The organism is Microbispora sp. NPDC049125 (genome assembly GCF_040802045.1).
Lineage (GTDB): Bacteria > Actinomycetota > Actinomycetes > Streptosporangiales > Streptosporangiaceae > Microbispora.
On the sequence record NZ_JBEZDW010000027.1, the window covers coordinates 97,204 to 122,264 of the forward strand.

Annotated in this window: 21 protein-coding genes; 11 read left to right on the forward strand and 10 right to left on the reverse strand. The window is 72.8% G+C overall.

Annotated features, from left to right (window positions below):
- The first annotated feature begins 18 nt into the window (after positions 1 to 18).
- Positions 19 to 2,340 carry a protein kinase gene (locus AB0B72_RS27585; RefSeq protein WP_367741936.1) on the forward strand — a complete coding sequence of 774 codons (2,322 nt, stop codon included), beginning with the start codon at positions 19 to 21 and terminating at the stop codon, positions 2,338 to 2,340.
- A gap of 34 nt (positions 2,341 to 2,374) precedes the next feature.
- On the opposite strand, the gene AB0B72_RS27590 is transcribed toward AB0B72_RS27585, so the two are convergent.
- Complete coding sequence (locus AB0B72_RS27590) at positions 2,375 to 2,971, reverse strand: PaaI family thioesterase (protein WP_367741937.1); 597 nt, start codon at positions 2,969 to 2,971, stop codon at positions 2,375 to 2,377.
- 65 nt (positions 2,972 to 3,036) lie between these two features.
- On the opposite strand from AB0B72_RS27590, the gene AB0B72_RS27595 reads away from it, so the two are divergent.
- Both AB0B72_RS27595 and AB0B72_RS27600 read left to right on the forward strand, forming a co-directional pair.
- Entirely contained in the window at positions 3,037 to 3,384 is a 348-nt protein-coding gene (locus AB0B72_RS27595) for a hypothetical protein (RefSeq protein ID WP_367741939.1), read from the forward strand.
- 88 nt (positions 3,385 to 3,472) lie between these two features.
- A complete protein-coding gene (locus AB0B72_RS27600; RefSeq protein WP_367741940.1) occupies positions 3,473 to 4,459 on the forward strand; it encodes a helix-turn-helix transcriptional regulator in 987 nt (328 codons plus the stop codon).
- Here the strand turns inward: AB0B72_RS27600 and AB0B72_RS27605 are convergent.
- Entirely contained in the window at positions 4,450 to 5,364 is a 915-nt protein-coding gene (locus tag AB0B72_RS27605; RefSeq protein ID WP_367741941.1) for an SDR family oxidoreductase, read from the reverse strand. The two genes, AB0B72_RS27600 and AB0B72_RS27605, sit on opposite strands and share 10 nt — an antisense overlap.
- Positions 5,365 to 5,645: 281 nt before the next feature.
- Between AB0B72_RS27605 and AB0B72_RS27610 the strand changes: the two genes are divergently transcribed.
- The 4 genes from AB0B72_RS27610 (at position 5,646) to AB0B72_RS27625 (ending at position 10,920) form a co-directional block, all read left to right on the forward strand.
- Entirely contained in the window at positions 5,646 to 8,252 is a 2,607-nt protein-coding gene (locus tag AB0B72_RS27610) for an AAA family ATPase (protein ID WP_367741942.1), read from the forward strand.
- Between the two features lie 71 nt (positions 8,253 to 8,323).
- Positions 8,324 to 9,646 (forward strand): alkyl sulfatase dimerization domain-containing protein, encoded by a 1,323-nt coding sequence (locus AB0B72_RS27615; RefSeq protein ID WP_367741943.1) that lies wholly within the window; start codon positions 8,324 to 8,326, stop codon positions 9,644 to 9,646.
- A 57-nt stretch (positions 9,647 to 9,703) separates the two neighbouring features.
- Complete coding sequence (locus AB0B72_RS27620) at positions 9,704 to 10,528, forward strand: HipA family kinase (protein WP_367741944.1); 825 nt, start codon at positions 9,704 to 9,706, stop codon at positions 10,526 to 10,528.
- Positions 10,529 to 10,530: 2 nt separating this feature from the next.
- The gene (locus AB0B72_RS27625; protein WP_367741945.1) at positions 10,531 to 10,920 is read left to right on the forward strand and encodes a DUF3037 domain-containing protein; all 390 of its coding nucleotides are present in this window, start codon (positions 10,531 to 10,533) and stop codon (positions 10,918 to 10,920) included.
- Here the strand turns inward: AB0B72_RS27625 and AB0B72_RS27630 are convergent.
- The 3 genes from AB0B72_RS27630 to ispG form a co-directional block, all read right to left on the reverse strand.
- Complete coding sequence (locus tag AB0B72_RS27630; protein WP_367741963.1) at positions 10,901 to 11,743, reverse strand: GNAT family N-acetyltransferase; 843 nt, start codon at positions 11,741 to 11,743, stop codon at positions 10,901 to 10,903. The genes AB0B72_RS27625 and AB0B72_RS27630 overlap by 20 nt on opposite strands.
- Before the next feature lie 38 nt (positions 11,744 to 11,781).
- Entirely contained in the window at positions 11,782 to 13,416 is a 1,635-nt protein-coding gene (locus AB0B72_RS27635; RefSeq protein WP_367741947.1) for an alpha/beta hydrolase, read from the reverse strand.
- Positions 13,417 to 13,548: 132 nt separating this feature from the next.
- Complete coding sequence (gene ispG / locus AB0B72_RS27640; protein WP_367741948.1) at positions 13,549 to 14,715, reverse strand: flavodoxin-dependent (E)-4-hydroxy-3-methylbut-2-enyl-diphosphate synthase; 1,167 nt, start codon at positions 14,713 to 14,715, stop codon at positions 13,549 to 13,551.
- A 269-nt stretch (positions 14,716 to 14,984) separates the two neighbouring features.
- Here ispG and AB0B72_RS27645 point away from each other — a divergent pair, with 269 nt between their 5' ends.
- Positions 14,985 to 16,181 (forward strand): lytic polysaccharide monooxygenase, encoded by a 1,197-nt coding sequence (locus tag AB0B72_RS27645; protein WP_367741949.1) that lies wholly within the window; start codon positions 14,985 to 14,987, stop codon positions 16,179 to 16,181.
- Positions 16,182 to 16,260: 79 nt separating this feature from the next.
- Here AB0B72_RS27645 and dxr read toward each other — a convergent pair whose 3' ends face one another.
- A complete protein-coding gene (gene dxr / locus AB0B72_RS27650; protein WP_367741950.1) occupies positions 16,261 to 17,463 on the reverse strand; it encodes a 1-deoxy-D-xylulose-5-phosphate reductoisomerase in 1,203 nt (400 codons plus the stop codon).
- Between the two features lie 223 nt (positions 17,464 to 17,686).
- Here dxr and AB0B72_RS27655 point away from each other — a divergent pair, with 223 nt between their 5' ends.
- Both AB0B72_RS27655 and AB0B72_RS27660 read left to right on the forward strand, forming a co-directional pair.
- Positions 17,687 to 18,772 (forward strand): serine protease, encoded by a 1,086-nt coding sequence (locus AB0B72_RS27655; protein WP_367741951.1) that lies wholly within the window; start codon positions 17,687 to 17,689, stop codon positions 18,770 to 18,772.
- 51 nt (positions 18,773 to 18,823) lie between these two features.
- On the forward strand, positions 18,824 to 19,837 hold the full coding sequence (locus AB0B72_RS27660) for a serine protease (RefSeq protein WP_367741952.1): 1,014 nt from the start codon (positions 18,824 to 18,826) through the stop codon (positions 19,835 to 19,837).
- A gap of 31 nt (positions 19,838 to 19,868) precedes the next feature.
- On the opposite strand, the gene ppk2 is transcribed toward AB0B72_RS27660, so the two are convergent.
- The 4 genes from ppk2 to AB0B72_RS27680 form a co-directional block, all read right to left on the reverse strand.
- Positions 19,869 to 20,792, reverse strand: a complete 924-nt coding sequence (gene ppk2 / locus AB0B72_RS27665) for a polyphosphate kinase 2 (RefSeq protein WP_367741953.1) — start codon at positions 20,790 to 20,792, stop codon at positions 19,869 to 19,871.
- Positions 20,793 to 20,824: 32 nt separating this feature from the next.
- Positions 20,825 to 21,055: a hypothetical protein gene (locus tag AB0B72_RS27670; RefSeq protein WP_367741954.1), complete on the reverse strand. Its 231-nt coding sequence runs from the start codon at positions 21,053 to 21,055 to the stop codon at positions 20,825 to 20,827.
- Positions 21,052 to 22,197 carry an anion permease gene (locus tag AB0B72_RS27675; RefSeq protein WP_367741955.1) on the reverse strand — a complete coding sequence of 382 codons (1,146 nt, stop codon included), beginning with the start codon at positions 22,195 to 22,197 and terminating at the stop codon, positions 21,052 to 21,054. Before AB0B72_RS27675 ends, AB0B72_RS27670 begins: the two co-directional genes overlap by 4 nt.
- 103 nt (positions 22,198 to 22,300) lie before the next feature.
- The gene (locus AB0B72_RS27680; protein ID WP_367741956.1) at positions 22,301 to 23,746 is read right to left on the reverse strand and encodes an aldehyde dehydrogenase family protein; all 1,446 of its coding nucleotides are present in this window, start codon (positions 23,744 to 23,746) and stop codon (positions 22,301 to 22,303) included.
- A gap of 215 nt (positions 23,747 to 23,961) precedes the next feature.
- Here AB0B72_RS27680 and AB0B72_RS27685 point away from each other — a divergent pair, with 215 nt between their 5' ends.
- The gene (locus AB0B72_RS27685) at positions 23,962 to 24,594 is read left to right on the forward strand and encodes a TetR/AcrR family transcriptional regulator (RefSeq protein WP_367741957.1); all 633 of its coding nucleotides are present in this window, start codon (positions 23,962 to 23,964) and stop codon (positions 24,592 to 24,594) included.
- Positions 24,595 to 25,061 lie beyond the last annotated feature (467 nt).

Genomic DNA, 25,061 nt, shown 5'->3' on the forward strand with positions numbered 1-25,061 from the left:
ATCCGAGGGGGCGGCGTCATGAACGCCTGGTCGGTTCCGGGATACCGGGAGGTGCGCGAGCTCGGCGCGGGCGGCGCCGGACGCGTCGTGCTGGCGACCTACTCGACCACCGGCGCCTACGTCGCGATCAAGTACCTGCGTGAGGAGCTGCGGCGCGACCCTCGCTTCCTGGCCGGGTTCCGGCGCGAGGCCCGCGTCATGGTGGAGCTCAACGACCCCAACGTGGTGCGGCTCTACGAGTACGTCGAGGCCCGCGACGGCGCGGCGATCGTCATGGAGCTGGTCGACGGGGTCCCGCTGCGCCGGATCCTCACCGAGCACGGCTCGACCAGCCCGGAGGCGGCCCTGGTCGTGCTGAAGGGCTCCCTCGCCGGGCTGTCGAGCGCGCACGCCTCCGGAATCGTCCACCGGGACTACAAGCCGGAGAACGTGCTGATCCAGGCGGACGGCGCGAGCAAGCTGTCCGACTTCGGCATCGCGACTCCCAGCGGCAGCCCGGACACGCCCGCGGGCACCCCGCCGTACATGGCGCCCGAGCAGTGGACCGGCAGCCCCGCCGGCCCCGCCACCGACGTCTACGCTGCCACCTGCGTGTTCTTCGAGTGCCTCACCGGGCACCGGCCGTACCGCGCGGACCACCCGGCGGGGCTGCGGCACCAGCACCAGAGCGCGCCGATCCCCGCGCTGGAGGTGCCGGGCTCGGTGCGGGGGCTGGTGCTGCGGGGGCTGGCCAAGAACCCGGCCGACCGGCCGCCGACGGCACGGGCCTTCATCGCCGATCTGGAGGCCGCGGCGGTCGCGGCCCACGGCCCCGACTGGGAGCAGCGCGGCCGCCGCCACCTGGCGGAGCTGGCCACCCTGCTCGCGCTCACGTTTCCCCTGGCGACCCCGGCCGAGCCGGTCGAGGTCTCCACGTCGCTCGCCAGGACGGTGCTGGCCGACCGGATGGCGCACTTCGCCCCCCGGTTCGCCCTGGGCGGGGTCGTGCTGTCCGCCGTGGTCGTCGCCGCGCTGATCGCCGCCAACCGGCAGACCCCGGTCGCCCAGAACACGCTGCTCACCCCGCCGCCGCACAGCCAGAGCGCCGCCCCGACGGCCGGCACGCCGTCCGGCACCGATCCCGGCGACTCCGCGGAGCCGAGCACGGTACGGCCTCCCGATGAGGCGACAACCGATCCCACCGACGAGCCCGTCACCGATCCCACGAGCGAGCCCACCGACGGGCACGGAGGCGGGACAGGTGCCGGGCCCACCAGTCCCACGACCGGAGCGACGTCTGGCACGGTCACCACCCCGCCCCCGCACACCCCGCCGCACACCCCGCCGCCCTCTCCTCCGCCGCCCTCTCCCCGGCCGCTCGCGGTCACCGCTCTCGGCATCACGCGGTTCGACGGCCGGGCGGCGGAGTTCCGGGTCGCGGCCAGCACCACGGCCAGGGTCCTGCTCACCGCCCGGTTCTCCGACGGGCCGTCACCCGGCAGCCTCACCGCCCGCCCGCCGGAGACGATCGCCCTGGAAGGCGCGCGAACCTACAACACGGGCCTGCAGTACGGCTTCGCCACACCGGCCTGCGGCACGACCGTCTACCGCGAGGTCCGGATCGAGACGGTCCCCGCGGCGGCCGGCGGCGCCCGCGGGAAGCTGGTCAAGGTCGCCGGTCCGCCCTGCCCGCCGCCCGCCGTGGAGTCCCTGGCCATCTCGCGCTGGGACGGAGCGTCCGCCGCGGTCGCCGTCGGGGCCGGCGGCACCGGCCCGGTGAAGGTGTCCACCCGTTTCACCCGGGACGGCGAGGCCGCCGGGGACGACACGCGCACGCTGACGGGCAAGCGGTCCTACGCCTTCACCGTGAAGAGCGGCATCGGCCCGGTCGCCTGCGGCGAGGTCGCCGTCCTCGGCGTCCGCGTCTCCACCGACCCGGCCGCCCCCGGCGGCCCGCAGACCCGGGAGATCCGCGTGCCGGGGCCGCGGTGCCCGCCCCCGACGGTCTCCATCGGCTCGTGGAACGGCACCACGGTCACGGTCGGTGTGAAGACCGGCTCGACCGCCCCGGTCAGCCTCTCGGTCGCCTTCACCCAGCGGCTGACGTACGCCGAGCAGACGCTGACGTTCGAGGACTCCGGCAAGGACACCCTGTCGGGCGCCAAGGACTACACCCGGTCGTTCGGCGCCGAGTTCAGGCAGCCCAAGTGCGGCTTCACCGACGTGCGCACGGTGACCGTCACCGCCTCGCCGGGAGGCGCGTCGGCCTCCGACACCGTGACCGTCCAGGGGCCGCCCTGTCCTGAGCCGGACGACGACCCCTCCACGAGCCCTCCCCCGGGGGATACGAAGGTCCGCTGACCGCCTCGACCGGCCGGGCCCGTGCCGGCGCGGCTCACCGCCACAGGGCGGGGGTGACGAACAGGCCGGTGGCCTCGGCCAGCCGCGTGCCGTCCGGGAGGGTGATCGCCCCCTCGGCCCAGGTCTTGCGTCCCTCGGTCCGGGTGACGGCGGCCGTCCCGGCGAGCGGCTCGCCGTACGGCACCGGACGCAGGTAGCGGAGGGTGAGCGTGCCGGTCATGCCGGCCCGGCCCGACGCGGCCACGGCCTCTCCGAGCAGGTGGTCGAGGATCATCGCGCTGACGCCTCCGTGCACCGACGCCGGCGGCCCCTCGTGTGACGGGCGGAACATCACGTCGGCCTTCACTCCGTCGGCGGTCCGGCGCACCACCAGCGGCAGGGCGTGCGGGTTGCACGCGCCGACGACCGCGTTGCCGAGGTGGCGGAACATTCCGTCGGGCCCGAGCTCGTGCGGCCGCGGCCCGTCGCGGCGCACCGCCCCGAGCCGCTCGGTGAGGGCCACGAGCTCGGCGGCCACCGCCGCCATCTCGCCCTCGTCCACATCTGTCAGCACGACGGCGTCCACCAGTTCCCTGGCCTGCTGCGACAGGACGGCCTGCGCCGCGAGCCGCGCCTCGAGGTCGGTCGTCATGACGCGAATCCTAGAACAAGTTCTAACTCTCGATCGCCGAGCAGGACGTGGACGACAATGGCGGCATGCTCTATCGGATCCTGGCGGACGCGATCACGAGCCAGGTGGACGCGGACATCCCCCGACACGACGGCGACCGGCCCTCGGGCACGCGCCTGCGCGGGGCGTGGGCGTCGGGCGGTCCGTGCTCCTCGCTGGACGGGCTTCGCATGCCGCCGTTGAGTAACCGCCGCGTCCGGTTCTGGTACACCGAGGAGGGCTGGCGCGTGTACGGCCGGGCCCACCGGGCCGAGCTGCGTGAGGCAGGCCACACCGTACGGGTGATCCGCATCAAGAACGCCTCCGGCTCCCGGGTGGCCTATCGCGACCGGTACCAGGTCGCCCTTCTCCCGCCGTCACCGGGCAGGCGCTGACGACCGCCGGCGATCCCGGCGAGGCGAATCCGGATCCGGATCCGGACCCGGTTTCCGGAGGCGGCCCTCAAAGGCCATGATCGAAGGGATGCGTGCCTCTCGACTGATCTCCTTGGTGCTGCTGCTCCAGTCGCGCGGGACGATGACCGCCGCGGATCTCGCCCGCGAGCTGGAGGTGTCGGACCGGACCGTCTACCGAGACGTCCTGGCCCTGTCGGCCGCGGGCATCCCCGTGTACGCCGACCGCGGCCGGCGGGGCGGCTACCGGTTGATGGACGGCTACCGGACCCGGCTCACCGGCCTGAGCCGGGCCGAGGCCGAGGCGCTCTTCCTGGCCGGGCTGGACGGTCCGGCCGGGCAGCTCGGCCTCGCCGACGTCGCCGCCTCGGCCCGGCTGAAGCTGATCGCCGCCCTGCCACCCGGTCTCCGGGACGCCGCCACGAGGACCGGGCGGCGTTTCCATCTCGACGTGCCCGGCTGGTTCGCCACGACCGATCCGCCGCCCATGCTGGCGGCCCTGGCCGGCGCCGCCTGGGAGGACCGGACCGTACGGCTGCGCTACCGGCGGCGGGAGGAGGTCGTCCGCACGGTGGAGCCGTACGGACTGGTCCTGAAGGCGGGCGTCTGGTACCTGGTGGGGCGCGTCCACGGCGACTACCGGACCTACCGTGTGGACCGGGTGGTCGCCGCCGACCCCGATGGCGCGACGTTCACCCGCGACGAGGCCTTCGACCTGCCGGCGTTCTGGGCGGAGACGGCGGCCGGCTTCGTGGAGTCGCTGCTCACCGAGTCCGTCTCGGTACGGCTGAGCCCGACCGGCCTGCGCGCGCTGCGGTTCGTCGCGGAACCGCCGGCCGTACGGCGGGCCGGGGAGGCGGCCGGGGGCTCTGACGGCGACGGCTGGGTGGTGACCCGCCTGCCGGTCGAGTCGCTGGAGGTGGCCTTCGGCCAGATGCTGCGTCTCGGGCCCGAGGTGGAGGTGCTCGGTCCCCCGTCGCTGCGCGCGCGGATGGCCGAGGCCGCCGGCCGGCTGGCGGGGATGTACGGCCCGGACAGGCGCGGAGATCAGCGGTAGCCGGTGACGTCGGCGGGCTTACCGGCGTCCTGGACCTCGACGAGATACCGCCAGGCGTCCGGCCGGCTGCCGTCGACGTCGGTGAAGCCGTAAACCTGGGCGAGCTGCCCGCTCGACAGGGACCGCCCGTTCCAGCGGCTCACCTCCGGATCGGCGGCCAGGGCCGCGACCGCCCGCCCCGTGAACGCCGGCGTCTCGGAGATCGCGAAGTGCGGCTGTACCGCCAGAGCGTCCCGCCAGGTGGCCTCCGTCACGCCGAAGTGCCCCAGCATGATCTCCGAGCGGAGCCAGCCGGGCGTGAGCGACACGGCCGTCGCCCCGTACGGCGCGAGCTCCTTGGCCTGACTGAACGCGATCCGGTTCACCGAGACCTTCGCCAGGTCGTAGAAGAACGAGACGCGGTAGTTGGCCGCGTTGTACTCGGCCGTGCCGTCGGTCACCTCGACAACCACGCCGCCGGGCCGCCGGATCAGCAGCGGCAGCGCGAAATGACTCGTGATGATGTGCGTGTCCACGGCGAGCCGCAGGATCCGCAGGCCGTCGTCGAGCGAGTGCTCCCACAGCCGGTCGGTCCAGCTGAACAGCAGCTCGCCGCCCCAGATGTCGTTGACCAGCACGTCGAGGCGGCCCTGCTCGGCGTCGATCCGGTCGACCAGCGCGCTGACCTGGGCGGGGTCGAGGTGGTCGGCGGGTACGGCGATCCCCCGCCCGCCCGCGGCCGTGACCAGCCGGGCCGTCTCCTCGATCGTCTCCGGGCGGTTCATCTCCGACCGCCGCTCCCGGGTGCTGCGACCTGTCACGTACACCGTGGCCCCCGCCGCGCCCAGCTCCACCGCGATGCCTCGGCCGGCTCCCCGCGTCGCCCCGGCGACCAGCGCGACCTTTCCTGCCAGTGAGTTCGTCATGCCGGCCATGCTCGCAGCGAAGGCTGACAATCGGCGTCGGCTTTTCCCGGCGGATCAGGATCTGCTCGCCCGGCAAGGGGACGTCGTGGCCGTCTCGGCGCGGCCGCCGCCGGGGCGCGGCGCGGAAGACGGGGGCCGGCGGAGGACCGCCCTGTGAGAACATTTCCGAATCCCTTGCGCTCGCCCGCATACCGCGTCACATTCCGTGTGAACGTTCAACCTTTGTGCCGCGTCCTTATGTCACATCGTCGGGACGGATGAGAAGGGGGTGACCGCCAGCCGTGGAATCCTCGGCGGTCACGATCGGACGGGCCGAAATCCTCGATCGGGTGATCGCGGCCCTTTCCGGGCCACCGCGAACCGTGCTGGTCTGCGGCGAGCCCGGCATCGGGAAGACCCACCTGCTCGGCGAGGTGGCGGCCCGGCTGCCCGGCTTCCGGGTGCTGCGCGGGCAGGCACGCGAGCTCGACGGCGGCCGCGCCTACGCACCGTTGAACGCCGTGTTCATGGCGCTGCGGGAGGATCGCGCCGGCGCGCTGAAAGAGCTGGAAGACGCCTTCGAACAGGCTCCGGTCACAGGGCTCGGGCGGTCGGCGGCCGGGCTCGCGGCCCAGCTCCTGGAGTCGCTGCCCGGCCCCACGCTGATCGCCCTGGACGACCTGCATCTCGCGGACGCCGACACCCTCAGCGTGCTGCGCTCCGTGTCGCGCCGCTTCCCGCACATCGCGATCCTCGGTACGGCCCGCCACCCGCCCGCCCTCGACGTGGACCTGGCCGTCCGGCTGGAGCCGCTGACCCTGGACGAGGTGGAGGGGCTCGTGACGGCCCTGCTGGGCCGCACGCCCAGCGACGCGGTGTTGCAGCGCATCCACGCGGTGAGCCGCGGCAACCCCTGGTTCGTGCAGGAGGCCGTGCTGACGCTGGTGCAGGGCGGCGCCGTCCGGTCGGCCGACCCCGGCGCACGGCGCGGCGCGATCCTGAGCCGGCTGTTCCAGCGCGACCAGGGCGGGCGCGACCTCGCGCGGGTGCTCGCCGCCCTGTCGCGGACCAGGGAGACGGCCCGGCTGCCGGTCCTCGCCGAGCTGGCCGGCCTCGGCCTGCCGGAGGCCGATCGCGCCTTCGACGGCCTGGTGCGCGACGGCATCGTCACCCGATCCGGTGACGGATACGCCCTGACGCACCCACTCGTCGCGGAGGCGCTCTACGAGGACCTGGGCCAGGAGGGGCGGCGGGAGGTGCACGCCCGGATCGGCGGGCTGCTGGAGCGGGAGGGGCTGACCGGCACGCAGCGCATCCTGGAGTGGGCCACGCACATGGCCGAGGGCGGCTCGCCCGGCCAGGCGCTGCCCGCCGTGCTGCGCGCCGCGGAGCTGACCCGCTGGACGGCGCCGCTGTCGGCAGCCCACTGGTACGGCAAGGCGGCCGAGATCTGCCCCGACAACGGCGAGCTGCTGGCCAGGCAGGCGATGGCCTACTGGAAGGGCTCCCGGCCGGCGTTGGCGCTGAACAGCGCGCAGCGGGCTCTGGCCGTGCTGCCTCCCGGCCGCCGGGCCACGCGCAGCGCGTACACCGCCGTCGGCGCCGCGCACGCGATGGGGTGGTACGAGGTGGCGCTCGACATCGCCCGCCGCCGGATGCCCGAGGCCGACGACCCCGCGGCGCTGCTCGCGCAGCAGGCGCTGATCAACGCGGCGATGGGGCACCCGACGGGCGAGCTGGCCCGCCGCGCGTGGGCCGGGCTGGCCGGATGCCCGCCGGAGGACCGCGTCATCACCCTGGGCTCCCTGGCGGTCCACGCCCTCATCCAGGGCGACTGGGAGGAGACCCGGCGCGCCGTGGACGACATGCTGGGCTTCGCCGCGGCCCTGCCGCCCGGCGCCCGGCTGGCCTCCCTGGAGACGGCCGCCCACGTGCTGTCGATCGCGGGCCAGCGCTCGCAGCCGGTGGAGCTGCTCGCCCAGGCCGAGCAGATCCACCGCGGGCTGGGCTGGCACGACATCGCCGGGCAGCACGTGCGGACCATGTCGGTCGTCCGGCGGCTCGGCGGGGAATGGGATCAGGCGCTGCTCGACATCGACAGCGACGCCGGTGCGCTGGCCGAGGCCGGTCTTCTGGAGAACCTCGCACTGCTGCGCAACATCCAGCTCGACATCCTGATCGACCAGGGCAAGTTCAAGGAGGCCGCCCGGGTCATCTCCGATCCACCTCCCGGCTGCGCCCTGCAGATCGGGCTGCGGGCCGTCGCGCGGGCCCGCCTCGCCCTCAGCCTCGGCGACCGCGGGGCGACCCGGCGGGCGCTGGAGACGGCGCTCATGTGCGACGTGCCCGAGGTGATACTCCGGGCCCTCGCCGTACAGGTGATGATGCACGCCGCGATCGGCGACACGGAGGCGTGCCGCACAGCCGCCGTCGCGCTGGACGAGCGGTCGCGGGGCGGCACGCCGCGTGCCCTGCTCGTCGCGGACCTGGTGATGGGGTGGACGTTCCGCGACCGCTCCCGGGCGGGGGCGGCACTGGAACGGGCACGGGCCGACGGCCTGCCGTTCGAGGAGGCCAGGGCCCGGCTCGTCCTCGGCGTCGCCGGCGACGGCGCGCAGCTCGACCGCGCCCATGCGATCTTCACCCGGCTGGGGGCCGAGCCGTGGCGGGCGTCGGCCGAGCGCCACCTGCGCGCGGCGGGCCGCGCGGTGGAGCAGACGGGCGGGCTCACGCCCAGCGAGCGGCGGGTGATCCGGCTCGTCGCCGGCGGGCTCAGCAACCCGCAGATCGCCGAGGAGCTGCACTACAGCCGCAAGACCGTCGAGGTCTATCTCACCAGGGTCTACGCCAAGACAGGGCTGCGGTCCCGCGTCGAGCTGGCCCTCGCCGTGGAGCGGGGCGAGCTGTGACGCGCCCCGCGCCCCCGGTTTAGGGACCTCCCTACTGGGCGCGGGGACCGCTCGCGTACAAGCTCGACACCATGCAGTCACCGATCCTGGAATGCGCCGACAGCCTGTGGCGCGGCTCCGTGCTCCCTGGCGACGTGCCCTTCGGGGAGCTGCGCCGCGACGGTGCCCAGGAGATCGCCTACGGCGTGGCGATGTGGCCCGCGTGCGGCAACGTCTACGCCATCCGGAGCGCGGACGGCCTGGCGCTGTTCGACACCGGCAACGCCGCCGACGCCCCCGCCATGTACCGGGCTGTCAGGCACTGGTCCGACGAGCAGGTCAGGTACGCCGTTTTCTCCCACGGCCACCTCGACCACATCGCGGGCATGGACGCGTTCGACGGCGAGCCCGGCCCGCGGCCGGTCGTGGTCGCGCACGAGGCCATGTCCCGCAGGTTCGCCCGTTACGCCAGGATGGCCGGGCACAACTCGGTGAACGGCCTGCGGGAGCTGGGCTTCCTCTGCATGGGATGGCCGGCCTCCCCCCGGCGGGCGGACCTGACCTACCGGGACGATCTGGAGCTGTCGCTCGGGGACGTCACCTTCCAGCTCAGCCACGCGCGGGGCGAGACCGACGACGCCACCTGGGCCTTCCTGCCCGAGCGGGGGGTGCTGCTGACCGGCGACCTGTTCGCCTGGACGGCCCCGGGCGCCGGCGGCCCGCACAAGGTCCAGCGCTATCCCGACGAGTGGGCCGTCGCGCTGCGCGCGATGGCGGCGCTCGACGCGGAGCTGCTCCTGCCGGGTCACGGGCTGCCCGTCGTGGGACCCGGCCGCGTACGGCAGGCCCTCACCGACACCGCCGACTACCTCGACAGCCTGGTGGAGCAGACGCTCGACCTGATGAACGCGGGGGCGCGCCTCGACGAGGTCCTTCAGGCCGTGCAGGCGCCGCCGGAGCTGGCCGGCCGGGCCTACCTGCGCCCCCACTACGACGAGCCGGAGTTCATCGTCCGCAACATCTGGCGGCTGCACGGCGGCTGGCACGACGGCAACCCGGCGCACCTCAAGCCCGCTCCGGACGCGGTCTTCGCCCGCGCGGTGGCCGAGCTGACGGCGGGCCCGGCGTCGATATCCGGGAAGGCGGTGACCGCAGCCGCCGACGGCGACCTCCGGCTGGCCTGCCAGCTCGCCGAGCTTGCGGCGCAGGCCGACCCCGAAGACCACAAGGTCCACGAGATCAGGGCGCTGGTCTACGCGATGCGCGTGCAGCAGGAGCCCGGCGCGATCGCGCGAGGGGTGTTCGCCTGGGCCGCGGCGGAGTCTCGAAGCAAGATCACCGGGCTGGACCTCCTCGACGTCTACCACGAGGTCGCGGGCGGCCGGATGTGGTGGCTACCCAGCTCCACCCGCTGAGCGGTCCGGCGGACGCGAGGAGGGGAGCGCCCGCCGGACCCCGGTAGCCTTCCTGTCGTGCTGGAACAGATCACGGCCACGCGGTACGTCGCGCCCCTCCGCGAAGGGGGGTCGTTGCCCGGCGTCCTCGAAGCCGACGACCTCGGCACCTATGTCGTGAAATTTCGTGGTGCGGGGCAGGGGCGCCGGGTGCTCGTCGCGGAGATCGTCTGCGCGGAGCTCGCCCGGCGGCTGGGCTTCGCCACCCCCGAGCTCAAGGTGATCGACCTCGACCCCCAGCTCGGCGCGCGCGAGCCGGACGAGGAGATCCAGGACCTGCTCGCCGCCAGTGCCGGCCTCAACCTGGCGATCGACTTCCTCCCCGGCGCGCTCGGCTTCGACCCGCTGGGCTGGGAGCCCGACGCCGGGTTCGCCTCCCGGGTGCTGTGGTTCGACGCGCTCATCCACAACGTGGACCGCAGCTGGCGCAACCCCAACCTGCTCGTCTGGCACGGCGGGGTGTGGCTGATCGACCACGGGGCGGCCCTGTGGTTCCACCACAACTGGCCCACGGCCGACCCCCGGCGCCGGTTCGACGGCCGTGACCACGTGCTCGGGCCGTACGCGACGGAGCTGGCGCGGGCCGACGCCGAGCTGGCCGGGCGGGTCACCCGCGAGCTGCTCGAGGAGGTGACGGCCCTCGTGCCCGACGAGTGGCTCGACGGCGAGCCGGGCTTCGACGGCGCGGCGGCCGTACGGCTGGCCTACGTCGAGCACCTGCTCGCCCGGGCGGCCGGGCCGCGGGACTGGCTTCCCGGCCCCGCCGAGGTCTCCCCCGCGCCGCGCCGGGAGGGCGGCACGATCGGCGGCTTCTGGCGCGCGGGCCGGGGTGAGGCGGGATGAGCATGACCGGCAGGGACGTCTATGAGTACGCGGTCATCCTGGTGATGCCGAGCGTCGAGCGGGGTGAGCTGGTCAACGCCGGGGTCATCGTCTACTGCCAGCCCCGCGGCTATCTGTGCGCACGGGTGGAGCTGGACGAGGGGCGGCTGCTCGCGCTGGGCTGCCCCGTCGACCTGCCCGGTGTCCGCCACGCGCTGACCGCCTACGAGCTGGCCTGCGGCGAGGAGGCGGGGCCGCTGGGCGCGGAATCGCCCGGCAGCCGGTTCCGGTGGCTGACCGCCCCGAGAAGCACGGTCGTGCGGACGGGCCCGGTCCACGCGGGGCTCACCCTCGACCCGGCGGCCGAGGTGGAGCGCCTGCTGGAGCGGCTGGTCAGAACAGCACGGACATGAACGTGTCGACCTCCTCGAATCCCACCTTGCGGTAGGCGGCCCTGGCCGGGAGGTTGAAGTCGTTCACGTAGAGGGTGACCAGGGGCGCGAAGTACTTCAGCGCCTGCTCGACGACCGCGGCCATCCCCGCGGCGGCGTGGCCCCGGCCCCGCAGGTCCGGATGCACCCAGACGCCCTGGATCTGGCACGCCTGCGGGGTCACCGCGCCGATCTCGGCCTTGAAGACGACCTGGCCGTCGTCGATGCGGGCGTAGGACCGCCCGATGCGGATGAGCTCGGCGACCCGTGACCGGTAGAGCGCGCCGCCGTCCCCGTTGTCCGGGGAGACGCCCACCTCCTCGGTGAACATCGCCACGCAGGCGGGCAGCACGATGCCGAACTCCTCGGGGCGGACCCTCCGTACGAGCGGGTCGGGGTCGACGGCGGGGGCGGTCCCGGTCGCCATGACGGGCTGCGCCCAGCGGATCGCGCGGGCGTTCCCCCAGTGCGGCTGGAGCCGCTCCCACAACTGCTCGACCGCGCCGGCGGGGCCGACGATGGAGGAGCACCGGCGGCCCTGCTTGCGCGCCCGGTCGGCGAACACGTGCACGGCCTCGCGCGAGGCGTTGACCGGCACCAGGTTCGCGCCGGCGTAGCAGAGGGACATGAGGCCGCCGCGCGGGCCGTATCCCCACATCTGGCCGCCCAGCCGTGAAGGGCTGAGCCCGACGGCCCTGACGCGGGAGGCGACGAATACGTTGGCGACCGGATCGGAGTCGAGGAGCGCGAGGACCTCGTCACGATCACTGTCGTCGAGCACGCGCGACGCCGATGTACGCAGCATCACGCGCCAAGCCTACGCGAACACCTCGTTTTTTGGAGTTACCGCCCCGGCGTGGGCGAGGCCGGCCGCGGATCCGGCTGGGCCGGGCAGCTCGCGTCCGCCCCCCGGCGCGACCGGCGCTGCGGCAGCAGGGTCGCGTCCCGCAGGTAGGCGGCCAGATGGCGGTCCACGCAGGGGTTGCCGGCGAGCGACACCCCGTGGTTGCCGCCCCCCTCGCTGATCATGCGCGCCGTCGGGAACAGCCGGCGCAGGTGCAGCGCCCCCACGTACGGCGTGGCGGCGTCACGCTCCGCCTGGATCAGCAGCACCGGCGGCAGGGCGGCGGACCCGACCTTGACGGGCGTCCCGCCGCGCTCCGGCCAGAACGCGCAGGGCGCGTTGTAGACGGCGTTCGGCCACGCCATGAACGGCGCGTCGGCGTGCGCCTTGACGGTGTCGGCGTGCCACCGGGCCCAGGACCGCGGCCAGGCGGCGTCCCGGCACTCCACGCCCAGGTAGACGGCGTAGGCGTTCTCCTCCTTGGCGTCGACCTTGGCCTGGGTGGCGTACAGCCGCACCAGGCCGGCCACGTCGCCGCGGCGCACGTAGGAGGAGAAGGCCGCGCCGAGCTCCGGCCACAGCCGGTTGGAGTAGGCGCCGTTGGAGTAGACGTCGTCCAGCTCGCTGGGGCCGACGATCCCCCCGGCCGGCCGGCCGCGAAGGCGGGAGCGCATGGAGTACCACGCGAACGACACGGCCGCCTGCGTGCCGCCCAGCCGGTACACGTCGTCGTGCCTGGCCACCCAGGCGAGGAAGTCGCGGTGGCGGCGGTCGAAGCTGTGGTCCTGGGCGATGTTCACGTCGTACCAGATCCCGTCGGGGTCGACGACGCTGTCGAGGACGAGCCGGCGCACCCGCTTGGGGAACAGCGTGGCGTAGACGGCCCCCAGGTAGGTGCCGTACGAGTAGCCCAGGTAGCTGATCTTGTCCTCGCCCAGTGCGGCGCGGATGGCGTCCATGTCCCTGGCCGTGTTCTCCGTGTTGAGGTACGGCAGGAACCACGACCACCGGTTGCCGCAGCCGTCGGCGTACTCGCGGGCCCGCTCGACGAGCCGGTCCTCCTCGGCCTGGCCGTGCGGCACGTTGTCGGGCCGGGGCGGGGCGTAGAAGCGCGCCGGGTCGACGCACGAGACGGCCGGCCGGCTGGGGGCGACCCCGCGCGGGGCGAAGCCCACCACGTCGAACCGGGCGGCGACGTCCGGGGGCAGGGTGGCGGCGACGTAGCGCGCCAGGCCCAGCCCCGAGCCGCCGGGACCGCCCGGGTTGACCAGCAGAACGCCGAGGTGGTCGGCGTCCCGGGCCGTCGTCCCGCGCACCCGGTTCAGCGCCAGCGTGATCTGCTGGCCGTACGGCTCGGCCGGGTCGAGCGGCACCCGGACGCTCGCGCACTCCACCGTGCCCGGCTCCCGCGCGCTCCCCCGGCGGCGGGCCTGCCCCTGCGCCGAGGCGTGGGCCGCGGCCTGCGCGGAGGTCTCGGCCTGCGCGGGAGCGAGGAGGGATCCCGCCGAGCTCTGCGATCCCTCGCACGGCCCCCAGGCGACGCCGCGCCTGGGGGCGGCCTGCGCCCCTCCGGGCCCGACCAGCCCGGCACCCAGCATCACGACGCTCGCGACGACCCCGACGACCCGCTTCACCGGCACGCTCCTCTGCTTTCAAACGGCAGAGGCAAGCTTCGCCGGGTGATCGTGCGGCTACCGCACGCTCGACCCGTTCATTGCCATTGTGTAGTCACACCATTGCTTTGTGTAAGCGGCGTCCGGGGCCGGTCAGGAGACGACGACCTGCGGGCCGGCGGCCTCGTCGTCGTCCAGGTCCACGTCGACGCCCATCTCCTCGGCGATGCGCAGCGCCTCCTCGATGAGGGTCTCCACGATCTGCGACTCGGGGACGGTCTTGACGACCTCGCCCTTGACGAAGATCTGGCCCTTGCCGTTGCCGGAGGCGACGCCGAGGTCGGCCTCCCTGGCCTCGCCGGGACCGTTGACGACGCAGCCCATGACCGCGACGCGCAGCGGCACCTTCAGCCCTTCGAGGCCGGCCTGGACCTGCTCGGCGAGGGTGTAGACGTCCACCTGGGCGCGGCCGCAGGAGGGGCAGGAGACGATCTCCAGGCCGCGCTCGCGCAGGCCGAGCGACTCCAGGATGGCGGTGCCGACCTTGACCTCCTCCACGGGAGGCGCGGACAGCGAGACGCGGATCGTGTCGCCGATGCCCTCGGCCAGCAGCGCGCCGAACGCGACCGCCGACTTGATCGTGCCCTGGAAGGCGGGGCCTGCCTCGGTGACGCCGAGGTGCAGGGGGTAGTCGCAGCGCTGGGCCAGCAGCCGGTAGGCCTGCACCATCACGACCGGGTCGTTGTGCTTGACCGAGATCTTGATGTCGCGGAAGCCGTGCTCCTCGAACAGCGAGCACTCCCACAGGGCCGACTCGACCAGCGCCTCGGGGGTGGCCTTGCCGTACTTCTGCAGCAGGCGGGGGTCGAGCGAGCCGGCGTTGACGCCGATGCGGATCGGGACCCCGGCGGCGGAGGCGGCGCGGGCGATCTCGCCGACCTTGTCGTCGAACTTCTTGATGTTGCCGGGGTTCACCCGGACCGCCGCGCAGCCGGCGTCGATGGCCGCGAAGACGTACTTGGGCTGGAAATGGATGTCGGCGATCACCGGGATCTGCGACTTCCTGGCGATGGCCGGCAGCGCGTCGGCGTCGTCCTGCGAGGGGACGGCGACGCGGACGATCTGGCAGCCGGTGGCGGTGAGCTCGGCGATCTGCTGCAGCGTGGCGTTGACGTCGGCGGTCAGCGTGGTGGTCATGGACTGCACCGAGACCGGCGCGTCCCCTCCGACGGGGACCGAGCCCACCATGATCTGCCGCGACACCCGCCGGCGGGCGATCGGCTGAGACTTGACGGAGGGGATCCCGAGATCAACAGGCATTGCGGTCCTTAGTGGTGGCGAGAGGACGTCCCCAGTCTAGGCAGTGCGGATACCACCCCGCCCGGAACTCCCGGGCGATGAAGGTTTCAGCCGCCTCGCACACGCCGTCTCCCGGGCGGGCCGCCGTGACGTGCGGCGACGCTGCGGCGGGCCCGGTCCCCGTCCGGCGCCGCCTGGGCAGCCCGGAGTACCGGGGTTACATTTCCGGACAGCGCGCGCTTTCGCCTGACCGGTCGATGATCCATTGATGACCATGCGGAAGGTGACTTGTGGGAAAGCCACGAAGAGCCAGGAAGACCCTGGCCGCCATCGCCACGGCGGTGGCGGCCTTGATCGCGACCGTGCTGTACGCCACCCCGGCGTCGGCGCACGGCGCGATGATGATGCCCGGCAGCCGTACCTATCTGTGCTGGAAGGACGGGCTGACCACCAGCGGGGCCATCTCCCCGAACAACCCCGCCTGCGCGGCGGCGGTCGCCCAGAGCGGGCCGAACTCGCTGTACAACTGGTTCGCCGTGCTGCGCTCCGACGGCGCGGGACGCATGTCGGGGTTCATCCCCGACGGCAAGCTGTGCAGCGGCGGGGCGGTGGTGTACGACTTCAGCGGGTTCGACCTGCCCCGCAGCGACTGGCCGGTCACCCACCTGACGGCCGGGGCGAACATCCAGTTCCGGTACAACAAGTGGGCCGCCCACCCGGGAACCTTCCGCACCTACATCACGAAGGACAGCTGGAGCCCCACCCGGCCGCTCGCCTGGAGCGACCTGGAGTCCACGCCGTTCTACAGCGCCACCGACCCGCCGAGCGTCGGCTCGCCGGGCAACGCGGACTCCTACTACTACTGGAACGCGAGCCTGCCCTCGAACAAGAGCGGGCGCCACATCATCTACTCGGTCTGGCAGCGGTCCGACAGCAACGAGACCTTCTACAACTGCTCGGACGTCGTCTTCGACGGCGGCAACGGCGAAGTGACCGGCGTCGGCCCGGGCGGCAACCCCAGCCCGAGCCCCACGCCGACCCCGTCCCCGACGCCGTCACCGTCCCCGACGCGGACTCCTTCGCCCACTCCCTCCCCGTCCCCGTCCCCGACTCCTTCGCCCAGCCCATCGCCGACCCCGTCGCCGTCGCCGTCGCCGTCGCCGAGTCCCCAGCCGGGCGGATGCGTGGCCACGTACAAGGTGAGCAGCTACTGGAGCGGCGCGTTCCAGGGTGAGGTGACGGTACGCAACGCCGGGACCAGCTCCATAGGGGCCTGGACGGTCAAGTGGACGTTCCCCGGCGGCCAGACCATCACCCAGATCTGGAACGGCACCCAGACCACGTCCGGAAGCCAGGTGACCGTTCACAACGTGAACTACAACGGCAACCTCGCACCGAACGCGACGACCGTGTTCGGATTCCTGGCCAACGGCGCGTCCGCCACCAGCACACCGACGAGCATTTCCTGCACCCCGGGGACGGCCTGACCCCGCCCCCGTGAGCGCATGAGGTGAACACCCGATCCGGGGCGGCTCCGGCCGTCCCGGATCGCTCGCATCCCAGCGGTCAGCGGGTCAGCTCGGCGGCGCGCGCCCTGGCCCAGGCATCGGCGGCGAGGACCTCCTCCACCGTTGTGGCAGGCCCTGCGGCGTGCTCGGCGACGACCCGCTCCACCGTGTCCACGATGGCGAGGAACGGCAGGCCGCCCTTGAGGAACGCCTCCACGCACACCTCGTTGGCGGCGTTGTAGACGGCGGGCGCCGTGCCGCCGAGCGAGCCGACGTGGCGGGCGAGCGCGACCGCGGGGAACGCGTCGTCGTCCAGCGGCTCGAACGTCCAGGTGTGCGAGGCCGTCCAGTCCACGGCCGCCGCGGCCTCGGGGACGCGCTCGAGGAAGCCCAGCGCCAGCGAGATGGGCAGCCGCATGTCGGGCGGGCTCGCCTGCGCGACCGTCGACCCGTCGGTGAACTCGACCATCGAGTGGATCATCGACTGCGGGTGGACGACCACCTCGATGCGGTCGAAGCCGACGTCGAAAAGCAGGTGCGCCTCGATCACCTCCAGGCCCTTGTTCACCAGGGTCGCCGAGTTGACCGTGATGACCGGGCCCATGCTCCACGTGGGGTGGTTGAGCGCCATCTCCGGCGTCACGTCCCCCAGCTCCGCCCGGCTCCTGCCCCGGAAAGGCCCGCCGCTGGCGGTCACCACCAGCCGCCGTACGGCCCGGGCGTCGGCGCCCGAGGGACCGGCCGCCCACAGGCACTGGGCGAGCGCCGAGTGCTCGGAGTCGACGGGGAGCAGGCTGCCCGGCTTCGCGAGGCGCTTCACCAGGGGGCCGCCGACGATCAGCGACTCCTTGTTCGCCAGCGCGAGCACCCGGCCCGCCTCCAGCGCGGCGAGCGTCGAGGTGAGCCCCAAGGCGCCGGTGATCGCGTTGAGCACGACGTCGCACGGGGACGCGGCGAGCTCGGCGACCCCCTCGGGCCCCGCGAGGATCCTCGCCCGCGCGCCGGCGGCGGCCAGCGCCTCTCTGAGGGCCGGCACGGCGCCCGGGTCGGCCACCGCGACTGTCTCGGCCCCGAACCTGGCCGCCTGCCCGGCGAGCAGGTCCACCCGGCCGCCTCCCGCGGCGAGCGCGGCCACCCGGAACCGCCCGGGCGCGCGGGATACGACATCGAGTGCCTGGGTGCCGACGGATCCGGTCGAGCCGAGCACGACGATCGACCGCGGCCGGGACGACGAGGGCGGCGGCGGGGTTGGTGAAGTCACTCCCCCATTGTCCCCGAGCACATCGTCCCCCGGCCACCGTCCCCGGGTTCGGCCACCGCCTTCGGGGTCGCCCCGGGGGCCGGAATCCGGTGCCTCCGGGTCAGGCGAGAAACCAGTACATAAATGCCGGAATCTGCCCATATCTGTATATGCGAATCATGAGAAATCCGGATAGAGCCCTCGCTACCTTCGCGCGTCAGGACATCCCGACTCGGAGGTACGCATGCACCCCACTGCACGACGTCTCGCGGCCCTCGCGGTCCCCGCCCTCGCGACCGCGGGGGCCCTGCTGCCCGCGGCCCACGGCGCCGCGGCGTCCCCCCTCTCCTCTGTCTCCACCGCCACCGCCGTCTCCACCGCCACGGCCGCCGCCCCCAAGCCGGTCGCCGTACACGAGGCGGCCGACACCAAGACCGAGCAGCGCACGGTCACCAAGTACTGGACGCTGGCGAAGATGGAGGACGCCGAGCCGCTCGACGCTCCCACCACGGACGCCAGGCGCTTCGCCAGCACCGCCGCCGTCCTCGACGCGCCGGAGGCCAAGCCGGCGGCCGTCGCCCCCACGCTGAGCGCCGACGCCGTCGCCGGCTCGGCGACCGCCTCGTCCAAGAGCAACGGCGCCGCCTGGACGGGCGGCGGCGCGATCGTCAAGACGGCGGGACGGGTGTTCTTCACCGTCACGGCCGGGTCCGACGCCGGGCGGAACGCCTCCTGCTCGGGCACAGCCGTGACCAGCGCCAACAAGAGCGTCGTCATCACGGCGGGGCACTGCGTGAAGCTGAACGGCGCCTTCCACAGCAACTGGGTCTTCGTCCCCGGCTACGACAAGGGCGCGCGGCCCGAGGGCACGTGGCCGGCGACCAACCTGCTCACCACGCCGCAGTGGAACTCCGGCGAGAACATGAACTTCGACGTGGCCGCCGCCGTGGTCGCCCCGCAGAACGGGCAGAGCCTCACCGACGTCGTCGGCGGCCAGGGCGTGGCGTTCAACCAGCAGCGCGGGCGCCAGATGTACTCCTTCGGCTACCCCGCGGGCGCGCCGTACGACGGGTCGAAGCTGGTCTACTGCAGCGGCCGGGCGTTCGACGACTACCTCAGCTCGGACGACCAGGGGCTCAACTGCACCATGACCGGCGGGTCCAGCGGCGGCCCGTGGTTCGTGAACTTCAACGAGCGCACCGGAACCGGCCTGGTGAACTCGGTGAACAGCTTCAAGTACAACTTCGCGAGCTTCTGGATGTTCGGCCCGTACTTCGGCCCGGAGGCCGAGGCCGTCTACAACGCGGCGCAGAACACGTCGCTGACCTGATTCACCGAAAGTAGCCACACAAGCACGTGTCGTGGTCCAAACTCGGGTGCCATGACTCCCAGCCCATCGCTTGCCGCCGCCACGCTCGCCGCCGGGCTCCTGGGAGCCCTCCAGGCCCCCGTCCCTCCGGTGGCGGACGTCGTGGAGCACGTGGCGGCCCCGGTGTCCCCGGCGTACTGGACGCCGGAACGGATGGCACGGGCCATCCCGATCGACCTGCGGTCCGCCGTGCGGCAGGTGGAGGCGCTCACCGCGAGCGTCCTGCCGCCCTCCCCGAGGGCGGGATACACACGGCCGCCGGAGCAGCGGCGCCGGCCCGGGCGCGTGGGGTCGCCCGGGCGGGTACGGCAGGCCGCCGCACCCGCCGCGATGCCCCCCGCGACGACGAGCGGTTCGCAGTGGGCCGCGGGCGGATCCGTCACGAGGACGACGGGACGGGTGTTCCTCACCATGAACGGCGTCGACTTCGTCTGCTCGGCGAGCGCCGTGCGGGGCGCCAGCAGGGACCTGGTGGCCACGGCCGGGCACTGCGTCAAGGACGGCACCGGCGGATGGGCGGAGAACTGGACGTTCGTCCCCGGCTACCGCCAGGGACGGCAGCCGTACGGCTCCTATCCCGCGCGGCGGATGTTCGTCGCGGGCCCCTGGTCACGCGGCGCCGACGACGACTACGACGTCGGCATGGTGGCCGTCACCACCTCGGGCGGGCGGCACCTGGCCGACGTGGTCGGCGCGCAGGAGATCGGCTTCGACGCGCGGCGCGGGCTGCGGACCTACGGGTTCGGCTTCCCGGCCGACCCGCCCTACGACGGGGAGCGCCTGCTGTACTGCGCGGGCACCCCGCACGGCGACCCCCAGCGCCAGACCGGCGACCAGGGGTTGCGGTGCGATCTCACGGCGGGGGCCAGCGGCGGCCCGTGGCTCAGCGGGTTCGACCCCGCCACCGGCCGGGGCACGCTCGTCTCGGTCAGCAGCTTCAAGTACAGCAACGACCACGGCACGATGTACGGCCCCTACTTCGGGCCGGCGGTGAAGGACCTGTTCCGGACCGCCGAGCGGGCCTGACGCCACACCCGCGAGGAGGCGGGCCGCCCGGTCAGTGGTCGAGCTCGTGCAGCTCGGCGTGGTCCTCCTCGACGATGTCGGCGGCCGAACGCACTATCAGCGGGTCGGGCTCCGACACGATGTCGTAGTCCCTGTCCTCGTAGTCGAACAGCGACAGGACGTACCGCATGGCCTCCAGGCGGCCCCGCTTCTTGTCGTTGCTCTTGATGATCGTCCAGGGGGCGTCCGGGGTGTCGGTGTTGAGGAACATGTCCTCCTTGGCCTTGGTGTACTGGTCCCACAGGTCCAGCGAGGCGACGTCCATCGGCGACAGCTTCCACTGCCTGACCGGGTCCACCTGGCGGATGATGAACCTGGTCCGCTGCTCGGCCCGTGACACCGAGAACCACAGCTTGACCAGGTGGATGCCGTCCTGGACCAGCATCCGCTCGAACTCCGGCGCCTGCTGGAGGAACTTCAGGTACTCCTCGGGGCTGCAGAATCCCATGACCCGCTCGACCCCGGCCCGGTTGTACCAGGACCGGTCGAACAGCACCATCTCCCCCGCGGCCGGCATATGGGCGACGTACCGCTGGAAGTACCACTGCGTGCGCTCACGCTCACTGGGCTTCTCCAGCGCCACGACGGTCGCGCCGCGGGGGTTGAGGTGCTCCATGAAGCGTTTGATCGTGCCGCCCTTGCCGGCCGCGTCCCGCCCCTCGAAGAGGATGACCAGCCGGCCGCCGGTGTCCTTCAGCCAGTACTGCAGCTTGAGCAGCTCGATCTGGAGCAGCCGCTTCTGCCGGTCGTAGTCGTGCCGGTGCAGGCGGTGATCGTACGGGTAGTGCTCGCGCCAGGTGTCGACCGGCCGGCCGTCGGCCCGGACGAGGACGGGATCGTCGTCATCGTCGTCCATCACCTTCAGTCCGGGGGTACGGCGGAGCAGTTCGACACCGCGCGGGTGGTCGGTGGCCATCTGCGATTCTCCTGGCATGTGGTGCGCGCCCCTCATTTCGCCAGCATGACATAAAGGCCCATAAATGCTCCCGCAAGGACCAGGGCGAAGCAGACGACGGCCACGACGACCCCGGCGGGCCTGGCGGCCGACCGTCCGTCCTCGTTCCTGGCGGCCGCGAGGCCCACGAGCCCGAGCGCGTACACGGCGACGAGCCCGGCGCCGGCGAGCAGGGCGGCGACCAGCACCTTCCACAACGCGTCGAAATCGACATACTGGCTCATGCGACGGACTCCTTCGCGGGGACGAGCTTCCCGGTCCAATCGGCGTTGACGTTCGCGTGGGTGACGGGCTCGCGGCGGGCCGCGAGGAACAGGCCCAGGGCGAGCACCGCGGCGAGGGCGAAGACGGCGGTCACGCCGCCCGCGCCGCCGATGAGGTCGGCGCCCTTCCACGTGATCGCGCCCACCAGCGCCGCGGCGGGCAGCGTGAGCAGCCACGCGGTGACCATCCGGCCCGCCAGCCCCCAGCGGACCTCGGCCAGCCGCTTGCCCACACCCGCGCCGATGATCGAGCCGCTGCACACGTGGGTGGTCGAGAGGGGGAGGCCGAAGTGGGAGGCCGCGAAGATCACCGCCGCCGACGAGCCCTCGGCGGCGAACCCCTGGGGCGTCTCGATCTCGGTGAGCCCCTTCCCGAGAGTCCTGATCACCCGCCATCCCCCGATGTAGGTGCCGAGCGCGATCGTGACGGCACAGGCGAGGATGACCCAGAACGGCGTCCCGGCGTCGCCCCCGATCGTGTGGTTGGCGACCAGCGCCAGCGTGATGACGCCCATGGTCTTCTGGGCGTCGTTGGTGCCGTGGGCGAGGGAGACCAGGGACGCGGAGCCGATCTGGCCGACGCGGAACCCCTGGGCCCTCATCCGGTCCGGCACGCCCCTGGTGATCCGGTACACGAGATAGGTGCCGATGGTGGCGACGCCGATCGCGAAGATCGGCGCCAGCACGGCGGGAACCAGGACCTTCGACACGATCGCCTGGCCCTTGACGGCCGAGGCGCCCGCGGCGAGCACGGTCGCGCCCACCACGCCGCCGATGAGCGCGTGGGAGGAGCTGGACGGAATGCCGAAGTACCAGGTCAGCAGGTTCCACGCCAGCCCGCCGACGAGGCCGGCGAACACGACGGTCAGCGTGATCGCGCCGCTGTCCACGATCCCGGTGGCGATCGTGGACGCCACCTTCAGCGACAGGAAGGCGCCCACGAAGTTGAGCACGGCCGACAACGCCACAGCGACCCGTGGCCGGAGCGCGCCGGTCGCGATGGAGGTGGCCATCGCGTTGGCCGTGTCATGGAATCCGTTGGTGAAGTCGAAGCCGAGCGCCGTGACCACGACGACGCCGAGGAGGAGGGTGTTGGCGTCCATACCGGAAGACTGCGCACGACGGCGCGGCCTAATCCCGGGCGGGGCGGTGTTCGCCGGATGTTCACCTTCCGCACCTGCCCGGCGGACGGCACCGCGGCGGGGCTCAGAGGGTGAGCCCCGTCAGCACCATGACCTTCTCGTACGTCAGGTCCTCCATGGCGGAGCGCAGCCCCTCCCGGCCCACACCGGACTCCTTGACGCCGCCGTACGGCATCTGGTCGGCGCGGTAGGACGGCACGTCGCCGATGATGACGCCCCCGACCTCCAGCTCCCGGTTGGCCCGGAAGGCCACGTCGAGGCTGCGGGTGAACACCCCGGCCTGCAGGCCGTACCGGGAGTCGTTGACGGCGGCGAACGCCTCATCCACGGAGGCGACCCGCTGCACGACCATGACGGGCCCGAAGACCTCCTCGGTCACGACCTTGGCGCCGGAGGGGACGTCGGCCAGCACGGTGGGGGCGATGGTGGCGCCGTCCCTCGTGCCGCCGGCGAGCACGCGGGCGCCCGCCTCCTGGGCCTCGTCGATCCAGCTCTCCACCCGGACCGCCGCGTCCTCGCTGACCAGCGGCCCGACCTGCGTCTTGTCGTCCGCCGGGTCACCGGTCACCAGAGCCCCCACGGCCGACAGGAGCTTGCCGGTGAACTCCTCGGCGACCGCTTCCTCCACGATCACGCGTTGCACCGCGATGCAGCTCTGGCCCGCCTGGTAGTTGGAGAACAGCGCGATCCTGCTCGCCGCCCAGTCGAGGTCGGCGTCGGCGAGCACGACCACGGCCGCGTTGCCGCCGAGCTCCAGCGTGACGTGCTTGCGCGGCACCCTGTCCATGATCGAGTAGCCGACAGGGCCGGAGCCGGTGAAGGAGACGACTGGCAGGCGCGGGTCCTCCACGAGCGAGCCCGCCCGGTCGTTCGGCACCGGCAGGACGGAGAACATGCCCTCGGGCAGGCCGGTCTCGGCCAGGATCTCCCCGAGCACCAGCGCCGAGAGCGGGGTGGCGGGGGCCGGCTTGACGACGATCGGGGCGCCCACCGCGATCGCCGGGGCGACCTTGTGCGCCACCAGGTTGAGCGGGAAGTTGAACGGCGTGATCGCCAGCACCGGCCCGTACGGCACGCGCGAGACGTAGGCGAGCCGGCCCTGGGCGGCGGGCTCGGTGTCGAGCCGCTGCACCTCGCCGCTGAACCGGCGGGTCTCCTCCGCGGCGAACCGGAACGTCGAGACGGCCCTGGCGACCTCTCCGCGGGCCCAGAACACGGGCTTGCCGTTCTCGGCGCTGATCAGCCGGGCGATCTCCTCCGACCGCTCCCCGAGGCGGCGGGCCACGTGGGCCAGCGCCTCGGCGCGCACGTGGATCGGGAGCGCGGCGGCCTCCTTGCGCACGGCGTCCGCCGCCGCGACCGCCCGCTCGACCTGATCGGCCGTCGGGATCGAGTGGACGCCGACGACGCGGCCGTCGTGCGGGCTGGTCACGCTCTGCTCGGCGTCGCCGGTCACGGGACGGCCGGCGAGCCAGAAGGGGCGGGGATCGGAATCGTGGCTCACGTCCATGCCTCTGACGGTATGTCACCTGGTCGGGACGGTCGCTACTCCTGCTCGCACAATCCGTCCCGGCCGCCGCGCCAATGTGTCAGGTTTACGACGTCACAGATGCGCGGCGATTTCGGGATGTTTTCCGTTTCACAGCGGTTTGAAAGTCGGGCGGCATGGTTAAGTCATCATCCGGGTCTGTCGCGGGACCCCAATATGAGAGAGGCTCGTCGCTGATGGGTACGCCGGCGCCGCTCGGTCTTGAGGGTGCCTATTCGCGCGGTCACCGCACCACCTATGACGAGCTCCGCACACGCCTGCTCGACGTGGCCAACGTGCTGCTGTCCTCGGACGGCCCGGAGAGCCTGACGGTCCGCCGCATCGCGGCTGAGGCGAGCTGCTCGACCCAGGTCATCTACACGATGTTCGGCAGCAAGGAGGGGCTGGCCGAGGCGCTCTATCTGGAGGGCTTCGAGCGTTTCCGCCGCCGGCTGGAGGCGGTGCCGCACCGCGGCGACCCCCTTGACCACCTCACCGCGCTCGGCCCCGCCTACCGTGAGGCGGCGCTGTCGGAGCCGGGCTACTACAGCCTCATGTTCGAGCGGGCCATCCCCGGCTTCGTGCCGAGTGAGCGCGCCCGCACCCTCGCCCGTGCCGCGCTCAACATCGTCGACCGCGTGATCGCCGACTGCATCTCCGCCGGGTACGTGGTGCCCACCCAGCCGAGGAAGGTGGCCGACGCGCTGTGGGCCGCCGCTCAGGGCGCGCTCACGCTGGAACGTGCCGGTCACCTCCCGGACGGCAAGACGTACGAGATCGTCACGACCGCGACCATCCAGGCATTCCTCGTCGACCGGCACAAGGCCTGACGGCGGCCGGGACACCGCCCAACCCGCCTCCGCCCCCCACAGGACAGCACCCCTCACTGGCACAGCCCCTCACCGGCACAGGCCCTCACTGGCACAGGCCTTCATTGGACAGCGCGCCCCACGGACAACGCGCCCCACGGGCAGCGTCAGGGCCTGTACGGAGTCGTCGCGCCTTCATGTGCGCCGAGCCCGCCGACATTCGTCAATCCGTCATTGGCGGATCGCCGTGGTGTGCAGTGACTCACCGACGATGAAGGGCCTTTGGCCGAAAGCCATCTGCCCGTGGTCGAGCAGGGCCCCAACCGCTTGCATCAGCGCCCAAGACACCGGTCATCCCTCTTCGCCCCTTCGCCCGGGATCGCGGACCGGTTGGGGGCGCGCACATTGGACGGCGGGTTGACTGCAGGCACCTAGGTAGATCTTTTGGAGGCCTGGTGCGACCTGGCCTTATGTGAGTTTCCGGCCCC

Bases quoted from the DNA above. Each gene is read 5' to 3' on its own strand.
- AB0B72_RS27585 (WP_367741936.1), top strand. From the start codon at position 19: ATGAACGCCTGGTCGGTTCCGGGATACCGGGAGGTGCGCGAGCTCGGC.
- AB0B72_RS27590 (WP_367741937.1), bottom strand. From the start codon at position 2,971: ATGACGACCGACCTCGAGGCGCGGCTCGCGGCGCAGGCCGTCCTGTCG.
- AB0B72_RS27595 (WP_367741939.1), top strand. From the start codon at position 3,037: ATGCTCTATCGGATCCTGGCGGACGCGATCACGAGCCAGGTGGACGCG.
- AB0B72_RS27600 (WP_367741940.1), top strand. From the start codon at position 3,473: ATGCGTGCCTCTCGACTGATCTCCTTGGTGCTGCTGCTCCAGTCGCGC.
- AB0B72_RS27605 (WP_367741941.1), bottom strand. From the start codon at position 5,364: ATGACGAACTCACTGGCAGGAAAGGTCGCGCTGGTCGCCGGGGCGACG.
- AB0B72_RS27615 (WP_367741943.1), top strand. From the start codon at position 8,324: ATGCAGTCACCGATCCTGGAATGCGCCGACAGCCTGTGGCGCGGCTCC.
- AB0B72_RS27625 (WP_367741945.1), top strand. From the start codon at position 10,531: ATGACCGGCAGGGACGTCTATGAGTACGCGGTCATCCTGGTGATGCCG.
- AB0B72_RS27630 (WP_367741963.1), bottom strand. From the start codon at position 11,743: ATGCTGCGTACATCGGCGTCGCGCGTGCTCGACGACAGTGATCGTGAC.
- ispG (WP_367741948.1), bottom strand. From the start codon at position 14,715: ATGCCTGTTGATCTCGGGATCCCCTCCGTCAAGTCTCAGCCGATCGCC.
- AB0B72_RS27655 (WP_367741951.1), top strand. From the start codon at position 17,687: ATGCACCCCACTGCACGACGTCTCGCGGCCCTCGCGGTCCCCGCCCTC.
- AB0B72_RS27660 (WP_367741952.1), top strand. From the start codon at position 18,824: ATGACTCCCAGCCCATCGCTTGCCGCCGCCACGCTCGCCGCCGGGCTC.
- ppk2 (WP_367741953.1), bottom strand. From the start codon at position 20,792: ATGGCCACCGACCACCCGCGCGGTGTCGAACTGCTCCGCCGTACCCCC.
- AB0B72_RS27670 (WP_367741954.1), bottom strand. From the start codon at position 21,055: ATGAGCCAGTATGTCGATTTCGACGCGTTGTGGAAGGTGCTGGTCGCC.
- AB0B72_RS27675 (WP_367741955.1), bottom strand. From the start codon at position 22,197: ATGGACGCCAACACCCTCCTCCTCGGCGTCGTCGTGGTCACGGCGCTC.
- AB0B72_RS27680 (WP_367741956.1), bottom strand. From the start codon at position 23,746: ATGGACGTGAGCCACGATTCCGATCCCCGCCCCTTCTGGCTCGCCGGC.
- AB0B72_RS27685 (WP_367741957.1), top strand. From the start codon at position 23,962: ATGGGTACGCCGGCGCCGCTCGGTCTTGAGGGTGCCTATTCGCGCGGT.